This is a genomic window from Propioniciclava sp. MC1683, assembly GCF_014164675.1.
GTDB lineage: Bacteria > Actinomycetota > Actinomycetes > Propionibacteriales > Propionibacteriaceae > Propioniciclava.
On the sequence record NZ_JACJFX010000016.1, the window covers coordinates 17533 to 31945 of the forward strand.

The window sequence follows — 14413 nt, forward strand, 5'->3', positions numbered from 1 at the left end:
CCCACGAAGTGGAACAATGGCCGGGTGAGCTCACTCGAACAGTCCCGCCGCGACACGCGGCTGGATCCGTACATCGACCAGTATGCAGACCGGACCGGTTCCATGACCGTCTCGGCCGTACGAGCTCTCTTCTCCGTCGCCAACCGCCCCGAGGTCGTGAGCCTCGCCGGCGGCATGCCGAACATCGCCGACCTCCCGCTGGCGAACCTCGGGGCCTCCTTCGACCAGCTCGTCCAGACCAAGGGCGTCCAGGCCATGCAGTACGGCTCGGGCCAGGGCGAGCTGTTCATGCGCGAGAAGATCGTCGAGGTGATGGCCGAGGAGGCGATCACCGCCAACGCCGACGACGTCGTCATCACCTGCGGCAGCCAGCAGGCCCTCGACCTCGTCACCCGCATCTTCATCGACCCGGGCGACGTGATCCTCGCCGAGGCGCCCAGCTACGTCGGTGCGATGGGCACGTTCAACGCCTACCAGGCGCAGATCCACCACGTGGAGATGGACGACCAGGGTCTCGTCCCCGAGGCGCTGCGCCAAGCGGTCGTCTCGCTGCGCGCCGCGGGCAAGGCCGTGAAGTTCCTCTACACGATCCCGAACTTCAACAACCCCACGGGCATCACCCAGCCGCTCGAGCGCCGCCGCGAGGTGCTCGCGGTCGCCAACGAGCTCGGCCTGCTCATCGTCGAGGACAACCCGTACGGCCTCCTCACCATCGAGGGCGAGCCGATCGACGCGATGCGCTCGATGGACGACCAGGTCATCTACCTCGGCTCGTTCTCCAAGACGTTCGCCCCCGGCTTCCGGGTGGGCTGGGTGCTCGCCCCGCACGCGGTGCGCGAGCGCCTCACCATCGCCCAGGAGGCGGCGGTGCTCTCCCCGCCGGTCTTCAGCCAGTTCGCCATCGCGAACTACCTGGAGAACTTCGACTGGCGTGGCCAGATCGACACGTTCCGCAGCATGTACCAGGCCCGCCGCGACGCCATGCTCGACGGCTTGGCAGCCCACATGCCCCCCGGCACCACGTGGACCTCCCCCAACGGCGGCTTCTTCGTCTGGGTCACCCTGCCCGAGGGCCTCGACAGCCAGGCGCTGCTCCCCCGCGCGGTGAACGAGCGCGTCGCCTACGTGCCCGGCACCGCGTTCTACGCCGACGGCTTCGGCAGCCGCAACATGCGCCTGTCGTACTGCTTCCCGACGCCCGAGCGCATCTACGAGGGCACCCGGCGCCTCGGCAAGGCCATCGCCGACGAGCTCGAGATGCACGTCACCTTCGGGCTGCGCTCCGACGACCACCGCCACGCACCCAACCTCGGCCCCGCGCCCGACATCAGCTAAGGAGTCGCCCCAGTGTCCGACAACGTCATCGTCCTCGCCGGTGGGCTGTCGCACGAGCGCGACGTCTCCCTGCGGTCCGGGCGCCGTGTCGCCCAGGCCCTCCGCGAGACGGGCCACACGGTGCTCGAGGCCGACGTCAACGCCTCCCTCCTCGAGACCATCGCCTCGGTCGAGGACCCCGTCATCTTCCCGGTGCTGCACGGCGGCGCGGGCGAGGACGGCGCCCTCCGCTCGGTCTTCGACCTGCTCGGCGTCCCGTACGTCGGCTCGACCGGCCCGGCGTCCCGCATCGCGTTCGACAAGGCCGTCAGCACCCCGGTCGTCGCCGCCCGCGCGGCGGGGTTCCGGACGCCGCGGCAGTCGTCCCTGCCCCACGACATGTTCCGCGAGCTGGGCGCCGCCAACCTGATCGCCGCCCTCGGCGAGCAGATCGGCTTCCCGATGATGGTCAAGCCCGCCCGTAGCGGGTCGGCGCTTGGCTGCACGAAGGTGACGCAGGCGTCCGAGCTGCCGGCCGCGATCGTGGCCGCGTTCGCGTACGGCGACATCGCGATCGTCGAGGAGTTCATCGAGGGCACCGAGGTCTCCGTCTCGGTCATCGATCTCGGCGACGGCCCGCAGGCGCTGCCCGCGGTCGAGATCCAGCCGCGCTCGGGCGTCTACGACTACACCGCGCGCTACACCGCCGGCGAGACCCGGTTCGTCACCCCGGCCGACATCTCGGACGCCGAGGCGGCCCGCTGCGCCGAGCTCGCGCTGGCCGCCCACCAGGCCCTGGGCCTGCGGGACCTCTCCCGCACCGACATCATCGTCTGCGACGGGGAGCCGGTGTTCATCGAGGTGAACGTGGCCCCCGGCATGACCGAGACGTCGCTGCTGCCCCAGGGCATCGAGGCGTCCGACTCGTCGTTCGCCGAGGTCTGTTCGGCGCTCGTCGCCGTGGCCCGTCGTCGGGCGGAGGGCACCGAGCCGGCATGAGCACGCGTCTGAAGCAGGTCCTCATCCTCCTCGTGGGCGTCGTGGGCGCCCTGGTCATGGTGTTCCTGGGCCTGTGGCAGATGCAGGTCTTCGTCGACAAGGGCAACAAGACGGTCGAGGACCGCGCAGCCCAGGCCGCCGTCCCGCTCGAGGACCACCTCGGCAGCGAGGCGTCCCTCGCCGACATCTACGGCAAGCAGGTCACGGTGACCGGCAGCTACCTGCCCGACCACCAGATCCTCATCCCCGGCGAGGGCGGGTACCGCGTGCTCGGGGCGTTCGAGGTCGTCGACGGCCGCACGCTGCCCGTGGTGCGCGGCCTGACGCCCTCCGAGTCGGACATCACTCCCCCGCCCGCCGGGCAGGTCACCGAGACCGGGTTGTTCCTACCCGGCGAGGGCAACGTGCTCGACGACCGCGGGGTCGCGGTGCAGGTACCCGATGGCCAGTTGGCCTCGGTGCGCATGCCCGCGCTCGCCCAGGAGTGGTCGAACCTCGTGCCCGGGTTCATCACGCTCGGCGGGGCCGACTCCGAGGAGCAGGGCCTCGCCCAGGCACCGGTGAACCTGCCGACCGGCGAGGGGTCGGCCCAGAACAGCGGCTACGCCCTCCAGTGGTGGGTGTTCGCCGCCTTCGGCCTCGGCATGGCCATCAAGTTGGCCCACAGCATGGGCGTCCGCGAGCGCAAGGCGCAGGAGGCTGCCGCCCTCGAAGTGATCAGGAAGGATGCATCCGCATGAGCATGTCGGTCGACGACAGCCCCATCGAACTCGAGGAGGTCCCCGGCATCAAGGGGGCCCTGCTCCGGTACCGCGTGATGGCCTGGGTGGTCGGCATCCTGCTCGTCGTGCTCGTGGTCGTGGGCATGCCCCTGAAGTACTTCGGCGGCAACGATGCCGTCGTGGTGGCCACGGGCGTGCCCCACGGCTGGCTGTACATGGTGCTGCTGATCACGGCCTATGACCTCGGACGCCGCGTGCGCTGGCCCTGGCTGCGCCTCGGCCTCATCGCCCTCGCCGGGACGATCCCCTTCCTCTCCTTCGTGGCCGAGCACTACGCCACCAAGGACGTCCGCGAGCGCATCGCCGAGCTGCAGGCCCCGGGCCAGCACTGAGCCAGCTCTCCGCCACCTCGCCGGGCTTGTCCACCCAGCGATTTGTCGACTTAGCGTTTTAACCTGTTATTGGTTTGTCGTGACGCCTTCGCGTAGGACGACGAGGATGCGGTCGAGGTCCTCCTCGCCGGCGAACTCGATGGTGATCCGGCCACGCTTCTTGCCGATCTGGACATTGACCCGGGTGTCGAGGCTGTCGGTCAGGGTCTCGGCCAGGTGGACGGCCCGCGGCGACGGCGCACGCAGCACCGGGGACCGGCGGGTCTTCGTGCCACGCTCCCCCACCGCCACGATCTCCTCGACGCTGCGCACGCTCAGGCCCTCGGCGACGATCCGCTGGGCCAGGCGCTCCTGCTCCACGGGGTCGCTCAGGGCGAGCAGCGCGCGGGCGTGGCCGGCCGCGAGCACGCCGGCCGCTACGCGTCGCTGGACGGGCGCCGGCAGGCGCAGGAGCCGGATGGTGTTGGAGATCTGGGGCCGTGACCGCTTGATCCGGGTTGCCAGCTCCTCCTGGGTGCAGCCGAAGTCGTCGAGCATCTGCTGGTAGGCGGCGGCCTCCTCCAGCGGGTTCAGCTGAACGCGGTGGAGGTTCTCGAGGAGTGCGTCCCGCAGCAGGTCGTGCTCGGCGGTGTCGCGCACGATCGCCGGGATGGTCGCGAGGCCGGCCTTCTTGGTCGCGCGGAGTCGGCGCTCGCCCATGACGAGTTCGTAGCCGTCGGTGACGCGACGCACCACGATGGGCTGCAGGAGGCCGACCTCCTGGATGGACTCGACGAGCTCGGTGAGGTCGTCCTCATCAAACACCTGTCGGGGCTGCTTCGGGTTCGGGACGATCTGGTCGACGGGGATGTCGCCGAAGCTCGCGCCCGCCGGTGCGGCCACCAGGTCGGGCGTATCGGGTACCTCAGCGGTGGGCTGGGGCGCCTCTTCGGGCGTCGTGGGGCGGATCAGGTCGCCGAGCCCGCGTCCGAGGCCGCTGCGTTGACGTGGTGCTGCCATGGTGGTGCCTTTCGATCAGAATCCGGTTGCGCCGCGCTCGGCGATCTCCGTCGCTGCCGCGAGGTACGCCTGCGCGCCGACGGAGTTGAGTTGGTAGGTGAGGACGGTTTGCCCGTAGGAGGGTGCCTCCGCGATCCGGACCGAGCGGGGGATCACGGTCTCCAAGGTTTCCCGCTCGAAGTGCTTCCGCACCTCGGCGGCGACTTCGGCGGCGAGCTTGGTGCGCCCGTCGAACATGGTGAGGAGCACCGTCGACAGCACCAAGCCGTCGTTGAGGCGTCCCTTGACCAGGTTGATGGTTCGGAGGAGCTGGGTGACGCCCTCCAGCGCGTAGTACTCGCACTGGATCGGGATCATGATCTCATGGGCGGCCACCAGGGCATTGAGGGTGAGCAGCCCCAAGGATGGGGGACAGTCGATGATGACGTAGTCCACGTAGTAGTGGTCGAAGAAGGCATCCAGGGCCATTCTGAGGCGCGTTTCACGTGAAACGGTGGCCACAAGGCCGATCTCGGCTCCTGCGAGATCGATCGTGGCGGGCAGGACCCACACCCCGGGGAGGTCGGGGCAGCGCTGGACCGTGTCGATGATCGGCTCCTGGTCCACCAGCACCTCGTACGTGCCCGGCGTTCCCTCGCTGTGCTCGACCCCGAGGGCCGTCGAGGCGTTGCCCTGGGGGTCGATGTCCACGACGAGGACCTTAAGACCGCCCGAGGCCAGGCCAGCCGCGATGTTCACCGCGGTCGTGGTCTTGCCAACCCCGCCCTTCTGGTTGGCGACGACCATGATGCGGGGAGAACCGGGCTGGGGGAGTGTGGGTGTTTCACGTGAAACACCGGGGGCGAGATCGTCCGGCGCATCCGGCTCGGTCACGGCATCCTCTGCCACGGCGAACGATGCTCGGCGCGGGGAGGCGGGGGAAGACGTCACAGGTCGTCCTTCCTTTCACAGGAGATGACCTGCTCAATCTACCGGACCGGCATGACAACACAGTCGGCACACCCGACTGAGGGGCTCGAAGTCGTTACGACTCTTTGTCGACATACCGCTCTATCGGTCTAGCTTCACGTCTTCACTGAGCGCGACCTTGCTCGTGTGGGTGGGTCCGACATCGATGCGCGAGCCGACACCCTGATGGATCCGCAGCGCCCGGTTGAGGTGCGCGGCCAGCAGGATCGCCGCCGAACCGGTGGCCTCGTCCTCCTCGATGCCGACCTCGTCGACGAACGCACGCGCGCGCACGATGCCGCGGGCCTCGTCGATCCAGGCCCACACGTACTCGTGCGACCCCTCCCACGGGCGGTAGGAGTCCACGACCTCGGGGGAGGCCACCTGGGTCAGGTCGATCGGCGGGCTCCACGCGGGGTCGGCGAGCACGGTCGCGCCGAGCTGGGTGGCCACGCTGTACACGGTGCCCACCTCGCACTCGAGCGTGTGCACCTCGTGGCCGAGGTGGTCGATGAGCCACGCAGCACCCACCGTGGGATGCCCGGCGAAGCCGAGCTTCACGGTCGGGGTGAAGATCCGGATCCGGCCGGTGCGGATGTCGTCGACGAACACCGTCTCGCTGAAGCCCAGGTCGGCCGCGCGGGACTGGCAGAACTCGTCGCTCCAGGCGGCGGTGTCGAGGAAGACCCCCAAGAAGTTGCCGAAGCGGCCCTCGGCATCGGTGAAGACTCGTAGGACATGGTCAACGGGGCGCATGCTCCCGACCCTATCGCCGGCCACCCGGACGGGTCACCGGGTGCAGACGACCAGCCAGGTCGGGTCCGCACCGTCGTGGGTGGTGACGGGGATCGCCTCGGCCTTCAGCCGGTGGCGGGCCACGTCGGCGGCGGCGTCCGAGACCTCGGCCGCGGCGGACGACCCCTTCAACGCGACGATCGACCCGGTCGGCGCCATCAGCGGGACGCACCACGCGAGGAGCCGGGGCAGTGCGGCGACCGCGCGGCTGGTGACCACGTCGTACTGGGCGTGGTGGCCGAGCGGGTCCTTGTCGTCGGGCCCGACCGCGCGCCCACGCACGACCTCGACCCGCTCGCCCAGGCCGAGTTCCTCGACCACGCCGGTCAGGAAGTTGGCCCGGCGCAGCAGCGGCTCGAGCAGGGTGACACGCAGGTCGGGGCGGGCCAGGGCGAGCGGGATGCCGGGCAGGCCGGCCCCGCTGCCGACGTCCACGACGGACGACCCGGGTGCGATCGCGTGACCCACGGCCACGCTGTTGAGGACGTGCCGGTCCCAGATGCGGTCCACCTCGCGGGGGCCCATCAGGCCCCACTCGAGGCCGCGGGTGGCGAGCAGGTCCGCGTACGCGGTCGCCCGCCCCAGCTCGTCGCCGAAGACGGACGCCGCGGCGTCCGGCACGCTCACGTCAGGCCTTGGGCAGGACGACCACGCGGCGGTTGGGCTCCTCGCCCTCGGACTCGCTGACGAGCCCGGCGGCGGCGACCGCGTCGTGCACGATCTTGCGCTGGTAGGGGTTCATCGGCGTGAGGCGGACGGGCTCGCCGCTCTCCTGGACGTCGGAGATCGCGTCGGCCGCCAGGTCCTGCAGCATCGAGCGCTGCTTGTCGCGATAGCCGGCGACGTCCAGCATGAGGCGCGAACGGTGGCCGGTCTCGGTCATCACCGCGAGGCGGGCCAGCTCCTGCAGGGCGTCGAGCACCTCGCCGTCCTTGCCCACCAGGGCGTCGGAGTCGGTGATGATCGACACGTGGGCGCGCCCGCCCTCGTTGAAGGTGTCGATGTCGCCGTCGAGGTCGGCGATGTCGAGCAGCTCCTCGAGGTAGTCGGCGGCGATCTCGCCCTCGTTGGTCAGGGCCTCCTCGCGCTTGCTCATCCGCGGGGCAGCAGCCTCGCCCGCCTCCGAAGCGTCCTCGTCGGTGTCGGCCTCGTCGACCTCGTCGGCGGACGCGGGGGAGGCGGCGGAGTCCTCGGAGGACTCGACCGGCGCGTCGTCACCCTCGGCGACCACGGGGGCCTCGACCTCGTCGGTCACAGGCTCGCCCACGAACTCGACGGCCTCGGCCACGGGGGCCTCCTCCTCGACAGCCACGGTGGTGTCCAGGTCCTCGCTCATGTGTAACTCCTTACGTGGACGCGCCCGGATTGCGCGGGCGGGCCTGCTTGCGGTTGGCACGGGTGTTCTTCGACGGCTGCTGCCGCTTGACCGGACGCGGGGCCGAGCCCGCGGCGTCCGTGGTGGTCGTGTCGTCGGCCTTGGCCGCCGGCGCGGACGTGCTGCCGGTGCGGCCCTGGCGGGCGACCTTCGTCGGGTCGCCGGCGGTGGCGACCGGGCCGCCACGCTTGCGGCCGGTCTTCTCGGCGCGCTGGCGCAGGATCTCGGCCGGGTCCTTGCCCTTGGCCTTCATCCGCTCCTCCCAGTCGATGAACGCCGGGGTGTTCGGGGTCGGGTTGTTGTGGATGAGGATCCACTGCTGGCCGATGGTCCACAGGTTCGAGGCGAGCCAGTAGATCATGACGCCGATCGGGAACGCGACACCGGTGAACAGGTAGATCGCCGGGAACAGGTACAGCATCATCTTCTGCTGCTGCGCGAACGGGCCCTCGAGCGACTCCGGCGGCATGTTCTTCCGCATCATCATCAGCTGCATGAAGAACAGCGAGGCGGTCATCGCGATGATCAGGAAGCCGGCGACGAACAGCGTCGGGCCGAACACGAAGCCGTTCTGGGCCAGCGTCGCGGAGATCTCGGTGCCGAAGATCTTCGACTTCTGCAGCGACTCCACCAGGTGGGGGCGTTCGACGAACCAGGTGCCGACGGGCGTGCCGCGGGCGGCGCCGTTGAGCACGTAGAACAGGCCGAGGAACACCGGCATCTGCAGCAGCAGCGGCAGGCAGGAGGCGGCGGGGTTGACGCCCTCCTCCTTGTACAGCTTCATGACCTCCTGGCCGTACCGCTCGCGGTCGGAGCCGTACTTCTCCTGGAGGGCGCGCGCCTTCGGGGCCACCAGCTGCATGGACCGGGAGCTGTTGATCTGCCGCACGAACAGCGGGATCATCAGCGTCCGCACCACGACGGTGAGCGAGACGATGGCGAGGACCCACGTCCAGCCGGAGTTCGGGTCCATAACCATGGACCACAGGCTGTGGGCGCCCACGAGGATGCCCGACATCACCCAGTAGATGGGTTGCATGAGCATGTCGAAGAAGCCGCCGATGGCGTCAAACATGGTGCACCTTCTGTGCGTCAGCGGCCGGCACGGGGTCGTAGCCCCCGAGCGACCAGGGATGGCAGCGCACGAGGCGCCTCAGGGTGAGCCACGTCCCCTTGACCGAGCCGTGGGTGCGGATCGCATCCAGCCCGTAGGAGGAACACGTGGGGTAGAACTTGCAGACATCGCCGTACAGCGGGCTGATCACCGCGCGGTACGCCTTCAACAGGCCGATGAGCAGGTACTTCATGGCCGCGACCTCACGCCGCCAGCTTTCCCAGCGCGGTGCGCCAGGCGCCGGTGAAGTCCTCGACGAGGGGTCCGGACGCCGCGGGCGGCAGTGCGCGGACCACCACGTCGACCGGCTGGGGAGCCGAGCCGAGGGCGTCCGAGACGAGGTGCCGGAGGCGCCGCTTCACGCGGTTGCGGGTGACGGCGTTGCCCACGGCCTTGGACACGACAAAGCCCGCACGTGACGGCGGGCTCTGCTTGGCCAGGGCGTGCACCACGAGGGTCGGCCTGCCGACCCGGACGCCGCTGCGCACCACGGAGCGGAACTCGTCCGAGGCGCGCAGTCGGTGGGGTGCGGGCAACACCGCGGCAGGGGTGACGTCAGCCGGCGAGGCGGACGCGGCCCTTGCGACGACGGTCCGCCAGGATGGCGCGACCGGCGCGGGTGCGCATGCGGAGGCGGAAGCCATGGGTGCGGCTGCGACGCCGGTTGCTCGGCTGGAAAGTGCGCTTGCTCACGCCAATCTCCCTAACTTGCTGTGACCACGGGTGCGGATCGACTGTGCCCACGCGGACACAGGCGTCGCCGAGGCGGCGACCACGCAACTCTACGCGGGGAGGGGGTGTCTGGGCAAACTGGGGCGCCGCGGAGCGGAAGTCGAGGCGACACGCCGAGGACCATCCGCCTTTGTGGAGGACCATTTGCCGGGGCTCGTCGCTTGGGGATAGCGTAACCCACCACGACCGCCGTAGTACGCCCCCACCACACGGGCGCGTGCCGCTCGTGTCGTACCTTGTCCACACGATGTGGACAGGGATGTGGACGATCGAGGCACCAGCACCACCCGAGGGGACGTGATCCATGACGCAGGACGGGTCCTCGGCCCTCGTCGCAGCATGGGGTCAGGTCTGTTCGCTCGCCCCCGACCCGGTCAAGCCCTGGGTCAAGGCGGCGCAGCCGCTGGCGCTGCACGAGTCCACCCTGGTCGTGGCGGTGCCCAACGACTTCTCCCGTGAGCGGGTGGCCGTGCGCCACCGCGACTGGATCGAGTCGACGCTGGCCGGCCACTTCGGACGCCCCATCCACCTCGCCGTCTCCGTCGACTCCTCCCTGGAGACCGACCTGGCGGACGCGACGGCCACGGCGTCCCCCGAGCTGCCGCTGGACGCGCCCACGCTGGGAGCCGGCTCGGCGCCGACTGCGATCGGCAACGGCGACCGGCTGAACCCCAAGTACACGTTCGAGAACTTCGTCATCGGCTCGTCGAACCGCTTCGCGCACGCCGCGGCGGTGGCGGTGGCCGAGGCGCCCGGCAAGTCGTACAACCCGCTGATGATCTACGGGCAGTCCGGGCTGGGGAAGACCCACCTGCTGCACGGCATCGGCCACTACGTGCGCCAGTACTTCCCCCAGGTGCGGGTCAAGTACGTCTCGACCGAGGAGCTCACGAACGACTTCATCAACGCGATCTCCGAGAACCGCACGGTCGAGTTCCGGCGCACCTATCGCGACATCGACGTCCTGCTGATCGACGACATCCAGTTCCTGGAGAGCAAGATCCAGACGCAGGAGGAGTTCTTCCACACGTTCAACACGCTGCACAACGCGCAGAAGCAGATCGTGATGACCTCCGACCGCCCGCCGAAGGCGCTCGAGGCCCTGGAGCCCCGGCTGCGCTCACGGTTCGAGTGGGGCCTGCTGACCGACATCCAGCCGCCGGACCTCGAGACGCGCATCGCGATCCTGCGGAAGAAGGCGACCGCCGAGAACCTGGTCGCCACCCCCGAGGTGCTCGAGTTCATCGCCGACAAGATCGCGACGAACATCCGCGAGCTCGAGGGCGCGCTGATCCGCGTCACGGCGTTCGCGTCGCTGAACCACCAGCCCGTCGACCTGCGCCTGGCCGAGGAGGTGTTGAAGGACCTCATCCCCGAGGGCGTCGAGGCCCAGATCACGCCGCCGCTGATCATGAGCCAGACCGCGAACTACTTCAACATCACCGTCGACGACCTCTGCGGCCCCGCGCGCACCCACGTGCTGGTGACGGCGCGCCAGATCGCGATGTACCTGTGCCGCGAGCTCACCGACTTCTCGCTGCCCGCCATCGGGCGCCTCTTCGGCGGCCGCGACCACACGACGGTCATGCACGCGAACAAGAAGATCCGCCAGCTGATGGCCGAGCGTCGCACGATCTACAACCAGGTCACCGAGCTCACCAACCGGATCAAGCAGGCGGCCTCGGCTCGCTGATGTCGGCCCCTCGGGGCGACACTCACCCTCCTGACACCGAAGCCCTGTCAGTTCCTGTCCCGGTTGAGTGTCGCGCCACCGCCGCACTGGGGAAGTTCTCCCCAAAACCCTGTGGAGAAGTGGATCATCCTGTGGAAAGAGGAACGGGGCGGAAACGGCCTCCACAAATCCTCCCCGTGTAGTTCCGAGTTGCCCACACCGGCGTCCCACCCCGAATCGCCGAGCTGACAGCAGCAAACGCCGCTCGTCCACGGGATCCACAGGCGTTACTACGACAAGGAAAAGAAAGACATCTCCATCTCCTAAACCTCACGAACCTGCCCGGGTGTGGGTAACCAACCGCACCCGCACAGTCAGGATAGGATCGGCAGAGCAGCCACCCGAAGGAGCATTCACGACGAAGCTCCCACGCGGGTGCCGTCGAACCGTGACCTGGGAGCATCAGTGAAGATTCGTGTCGAGCGTGACATCCTGGCCGACGCCGTCCAGTGGGTGGCCCGCAGCCTGCCCAACCGGCCGAGCGTGCCGATCCTGGCGGGCCTGCGCATGGAGGCGGCCGGCAACCAGGTCGTGCTGTCGAGCTTCGACTACGAGACCTCCGCCAAGGTGACGATCGCCGCCGACGTGCAGGACGAGGGCGTCGCCCTGGTGTCCGGCCGCCTGCTGGCCGACATCGCGCGCAGCCTGCCCGCCAAGCCGGTCGACCTCGAGGCCGACACCTCCAAGATGGAGATCACCTGTGGTTCGGCGCGGTTCACGCTGCAGTTGCTCCCCGTGGGCGAGTACCCCGACCTGCCCGAGATGCCTGTCTCGACCGGCACCGTGACCCCCGAGACGTTCGCCCAGGCCGTCTCCCAGGTCGTCGTCGCCGCCGGACGCGACGAGCTGCTGCCGGTCTTCACCGGCGTCCGCGTCGAGATCGAGGGCGACACGCTCAGCCTGCTCGCGACCGACCGCTATCGCATGGCGCTCAAGGAGCTGCCCTGGAACCCGACCTCGCGCAACACCGAGGCGGCCGCGCTCGTCCCGGCGAAGGTGCTCGCCGAGTCGAGCAAGTCGATGACCCAGGGCGAGAAGATCTCCCTCAGCCTGTCCTCCGGTGAGGGCGGCGACGGCCTGATCGGCTTCGAGGGCGAGGGCACCAACGGCACCCGCCAGATCACCACCCGCCTGCTCGACGGCGAGTTCCCCAAGGTCCGCCACCTGATGAACGTCCAGCCGAGCGTGACCGTGCGGGCGAACACCTCCGAGATCGTCGCGGCCGTCAAGCGCGTCGCCCTGGTCGCCGAGCGCAACACGAGCTTGCGCATGGTCATCAACGACGACCACATCACGCTCGAGGCCGCCACGGGCGACCAGGCGCAGGCGGTCGAGGCCGTCGAGGCGACCGTCGTCGACGAGACGGGCAACGGCGTGGCCATGACCGCGGCCGGCTTCAACCCCCACTACCTGCTCGACGCCCTCAACGCGCTCGACACCCCGTGCGTGAACTTCGCCTTCACCGCGCCCGGCAAGCCCTGCCTGCTGACGCCGCTGGTTGAGCTCGACGGTGAGCCGTCGACCGACTACAAGCACGTCATCATGCTCATGCGCCTGCCCCAGTAGGTTGTTCGTCACCCAGCTCAGCCTGGCCGACTTCCGCTCCTGGGAGTTCGCCGAACTCAGCCTCGCGCCCGGCGTCACCACGCTCACCGGACGCAACGGGCAGGGCAAGACCAATCTCGTCGAGGCGATCGAGTACCTGGCCACGCTGGGCTCGCACCGCGTCGCCTCGGACGCCCCGCTGATCCGGTTCGGCGCACCCCGGGCCATCGTCCGGGCCCGCGTGCAGGCCGGGCTGGACGACCCCCGCGCGTTGGGGCTGGAGATCGAGATCCACCAGGGCCGGGCGAACAAGGCGTCGCTCAACCGCGGACCACTCCGCCGCGTGCGCGACATCCTCGGCGCCTTGCGCGTCGTGCTCTTCTCACCCGAGGACCTCGCCCTCGTCAAGGGCGACCCCTCCGACCGGCGCCGCTTCATCGACGACCTCCTGACCCAGCGCTGGCCGCGGCTGGCCGGCGTGCGCGCCGATTACGACCGCGTGCTGCGCCAGCGGTCGATGCTGCTGAAGTCCTTGTCCGGACGCCGTGGGTCCACGTTCCCCGACGCTGCCGCGACCCTCGACGTCTGGGACGACCAACTCGCCACCCTCGGCGGCGAGATCATCGCGGCCCGGCTGCAGACGCTGGCTGAGATGGCGCCGTTCGTCGCCGAGGCCTACCTGGCGATCGCGCCCAGCAACAACGATGCGGTGGTCGCCTACCGGTCGAGCTCGCTCGGTCTGGATCCGGCGCCGGGGGAGCCCCTTCGCCCTTCGGTCCCTGAGCTTGTCGAAGGGCACATCACCACCGCCACCCCCGACGAGGTTGCCGCCCTGCTGAAGGAGTGCATGCTGGATCGCCGCCAGGAGGAGGTCGCCCGCGGCGTCACGCTCGTCGGCCCCCACCGCGACGACCTGGTGTTGTCGTTGGGGCACCTCCCCGCCAAGGGGTACGCCTCGCACGGGGAGTCCTGGTCGTTCGCCCTGTCGCTGCGCCTGGGCGCCTACGCGCTGCTGCGTGCCGATGGTGTCGAGCCGGTGCTCATCCTCGACGACGTGTTCGCCGAGCTCGACGAAGTGCGTCGCGAACGCCTGGCCGAGCGCATCGCCGGTGCGGAGCAGGTGATCATCACCGCCGCGGTCGCCTCCGATGTGCCGGCGTCACTGGCCGGCAAGCGCTGGATCATCCACGAGGGAACTGTCACGCTGGATGCCGATGAGTGACCTGCCCGACGACGAGACCGAGGCCGTCCCGTTCGACCCGACGGGGCTCGACCTCGCGCGCCAGGTCGCGGCCGCGGCCGGCCGGTTCGCGCCCGCGCCACCCCCGCGCAAGAAGCTGCGGAAGAAGGCCGGACCGGGGCGCGGGGCGTCCGGCAAGGAGAGGGGCGAGCCGCTGAGCCTGGGTGAGGCGCTCGAGGGCGTCATCGAGGATCGAGGCTGGGGCACCCAGGTGAACGTCCACCTGCTGCTGGGCCGCTGGGCCGAGCTGGTGGGGGACGCCGTCGCGCAGCACTCCACGCCCGAGGCGTACCGCGATCGGGTCGTCGTCGTGCGGACGACGTCGACCAACTGGGCCGCCCAGCTGCGGTTGATGGCGCCGCAGATCGTCGCGAAGATGAACGCCACCCTGGGCCAGGGCACGGTCAAACGCGTGCAGATCCTGGGGCCGGAGGCGCCGAGCTGGCGCCACGGGCCGCGCTCGGTGAAGGGGCGCGGCCCGCGGGACACCTACGGGTAGTACGCCA

The 14413-nt window shown here is 69.7% G+C and carries 16 protein-coding genes and 1 pseudogene; 8 read left to right on the forward strand and 9 right to left on the reverse strand.

Going from position 1 to position 14413, the window contains the following annotated elements; all coding sequences use genetic code 11:
• Positions 1 to 24 precede the first annotated feature (24 nt).
• From H5397_RS10650 to H5397_RS10665, 4 genes and pseudogenes are all read left to right on the forward strand, one after another.
• A complete protein-coding gene (locus H5397_RS10650; RefSeq protein ID WP_309224339.1) occupies positions 25 to 1335 on the forward strand; it encodes a PLP-dependent aminotransferase family protein in 1311 nt (436 codons plus the stop codon).
• A gap of 12 nt (positions 1336 to 1347) precedes the next feature.
• Positions 1348 to 2313 carry a D-alanine--D-alanine ligase gene (locus H5397_RS10655; RefSeq protein ID WP_182817320.1) on the forward strand — a complete coding sequence of 322 codons (966 nt, stop codon included), beginning with the start codon at positions 1348 to 1350 and terminating at the stop codon, positions 2311 to 2313.
• Positions 2310 to 3053 carry an SURF1 family protein gene (locus H5397_RS10660; protein ID WP_182817322.1) on the forward strand — a complete coding sequence of 248 codons (744 nt, stop codon included), beginning with the start codon at positions 2310 to 2312 and terminating at the stop codon, positions 3051 to 3053. Before H5397_RS10655 ends, H5397_RS10660 begins: the two co-directional genes overlap by 4 nt.
• Before the next feature lie 50 nt (positions 3054 to 3103).
• A pseudogene (locus H5397_RS10665) lies at positions 3104 to 3427 on the forward strand (DUF3817 domain-containing protein); the annotation flags it as partial.
• A gap of 66 nt (positions 3428 to 3493) precedes the next feature.
• On the opposite strand, the gene H5397_RS10670 reads toward H5397_RS10665, so the two are convergent.
• From H5397_RS10670 to rpmH, 9 genes are all read right to left on the reverse strand, one after another.
• Positions 3494 to 4426 (reverse strand): ParB/RepB/Spo0J family partition protein, encoded by a 933-nt coding sequence (locus tag H5397_RS10670; protein WP_182817324.1) that lies wholly within the window; start codon positions 4424 to 4426, stop codon positions 3494 to 3496.
• A 15-nt stretch (positions 4427 to 4441) separates the two neighbouring features.
• Positions 4442 to 5356 (reverse strand): ParA family protein, encoded by a 915-nt coding sequence (locus H5397_RS10675; RefSeq protein ID WP_375539434.1) that lies wholly within the window; start codon positions 5354 to 5356, stop codon positions 4442 to 4444.
• A 120-nt stretch (positions 5357 to 5476) separates the two neighbouring features.
• The gene (locus H5397_RS10680) at positions 5477 to 6130 is read right to left on the reverse strand and encodes a PhzF family phenazine biosynthesis protein (RefSeq protein WP_182817328.1); all 654 of its coding nucleotides are present in this window, start codon (positions 6128 to 6130) and stop codon (positions 5477 to 5479) included.
• A 33-nt stretch (positions 6131 to 6163) separates the two neighbouring features.
• Positions 6164 to 6796, reverse strand: a complete 633-nt coding sequence (gene rsmG, locus H5397_RS10685) for a 16S rRNA (guanine(527)-N(7))-methyltransferase RsmG (protein ID WP_309224341.1) — start codon at positions 6794 to 6796, stop codon at positions 6164 to 6166.
• A gap of 1 nt (position 6797) precedes the next feature.
• Positions 6798 to 7457: a R3H domain-containing nucleic acid-binding protein gene (locus H5397_RS10690; protein ID WP_309224343.1), complete on the reverse strand. Its 660-nt coding sequence runs from the start codon at positions 7455 to 7457 to the stop codon at positions 6798 to 6800.
• A 58-nt stretch (positions 7458 to 7515) separates the two neighbouring features.
• Positions 7516 to 8619 carry a membrane protein insertase YidC gene (yidC, locus tag H5397_RS10695; RefSeq protein WP_182817332.1) on the reverse strand — a complete coding sequence of 368 codons (1104 nt, stop codon included), beginning with the start codon at positions 8617 to 8619 and terminating at the stop codon, positions 7516 to 7518.
• Positions 8612 to 8851, reverse strand: coding sequence for a membrane protein insertion efficiency factor YidD (gene yidD / locus H5397_RS10700; protein WP_182817333.1), 240 nt, complete (start codon positions 8849 to 8851; stop codon positions 8612 to 8614). The genes yidC and yidD overlap by 8 nt, the downstream gene beginning before the upstream one ends.
• Positions 8852 to 8861: 10 nt before the next feature.
• Complete coding sequence (rnpA, locus tag H5397_RS10705) at positions 8862 to 9197, reverse strand: ribonuclease P protein component (protein ID WP_182817335.1); 336 nt, start codon at positions 9195 to 9197, stop codon at positions 8862 to 8864.
• A 16-nt stretch (positions 9198 to 9213) separates the two neighbouring features.
• On the reverse strand, positions 9214 to 9351 hold the full coding sequence (gene rpmH, locus H5397_RS18290) for a 50S ribosomal protein L34 (RefSeq protein ID WP_182817337.1): 138 nt from the start codon (positions 9349 to 9351) through the stop codon (positions 9214 to 9216).
• 343 nt (positions 9352 to 9694) lie between these two features.
• Between rpmH and dnaA the strand changes: the two genes are divergently transcribed.
• The 4 genes from dnaA to H5397_RS10730 all read left to right on the forward strand — a co-directional run bounded on the left by dnaA (position 9695) and on the right by H5397_RS10730 (position 14406).
• Entirely contained in the window at positions 9695 to 11083 is a 1389-nt protein-coding gene (gene dnaA / locus H5397_RS10715) for a chromosomal replication initiator protein DnaA (protein ID WP_182817339.1), read from the forward strand.
• 444 nt (positions 11084 to 11527) lie between these two features.
• Positions 11528 to 12688, forward strand: a complete 1161-nt coding sequence (gene dnaN, locus H5397_RS10720; protein ID WP_182817341.1) for a DNA polymerase III subunit beta — start codon at positions 11528 to 11530, stop codon at positions 12686 to 12688.
• Between the two features lies 1 nt (position 12689).
• Positions 12690 to 13889, forward strand: coding sequence for a DNA replication/repair protein RecF (gene recF / locus H5397_RS10725; protein WP_182817343.1), 1200 nt, complete (start codon positions 12690 to 12692; stop codon positions 13887 to 13889).
• Entirely contained in the window at positions 13882 to 14406 is a 525-nt protein-coding gene (locus H5397_RS10730) for a DUF721 domain-containing protein (protein ID WP_182817345.1), read from the forward strand. The genes recF and H5397_RS10730 overlap by 8 nt, the downstream gene beginning before the upstream one ends.
• Positions 14407 to 14413 lie beyond the last annotated feature (7 nt).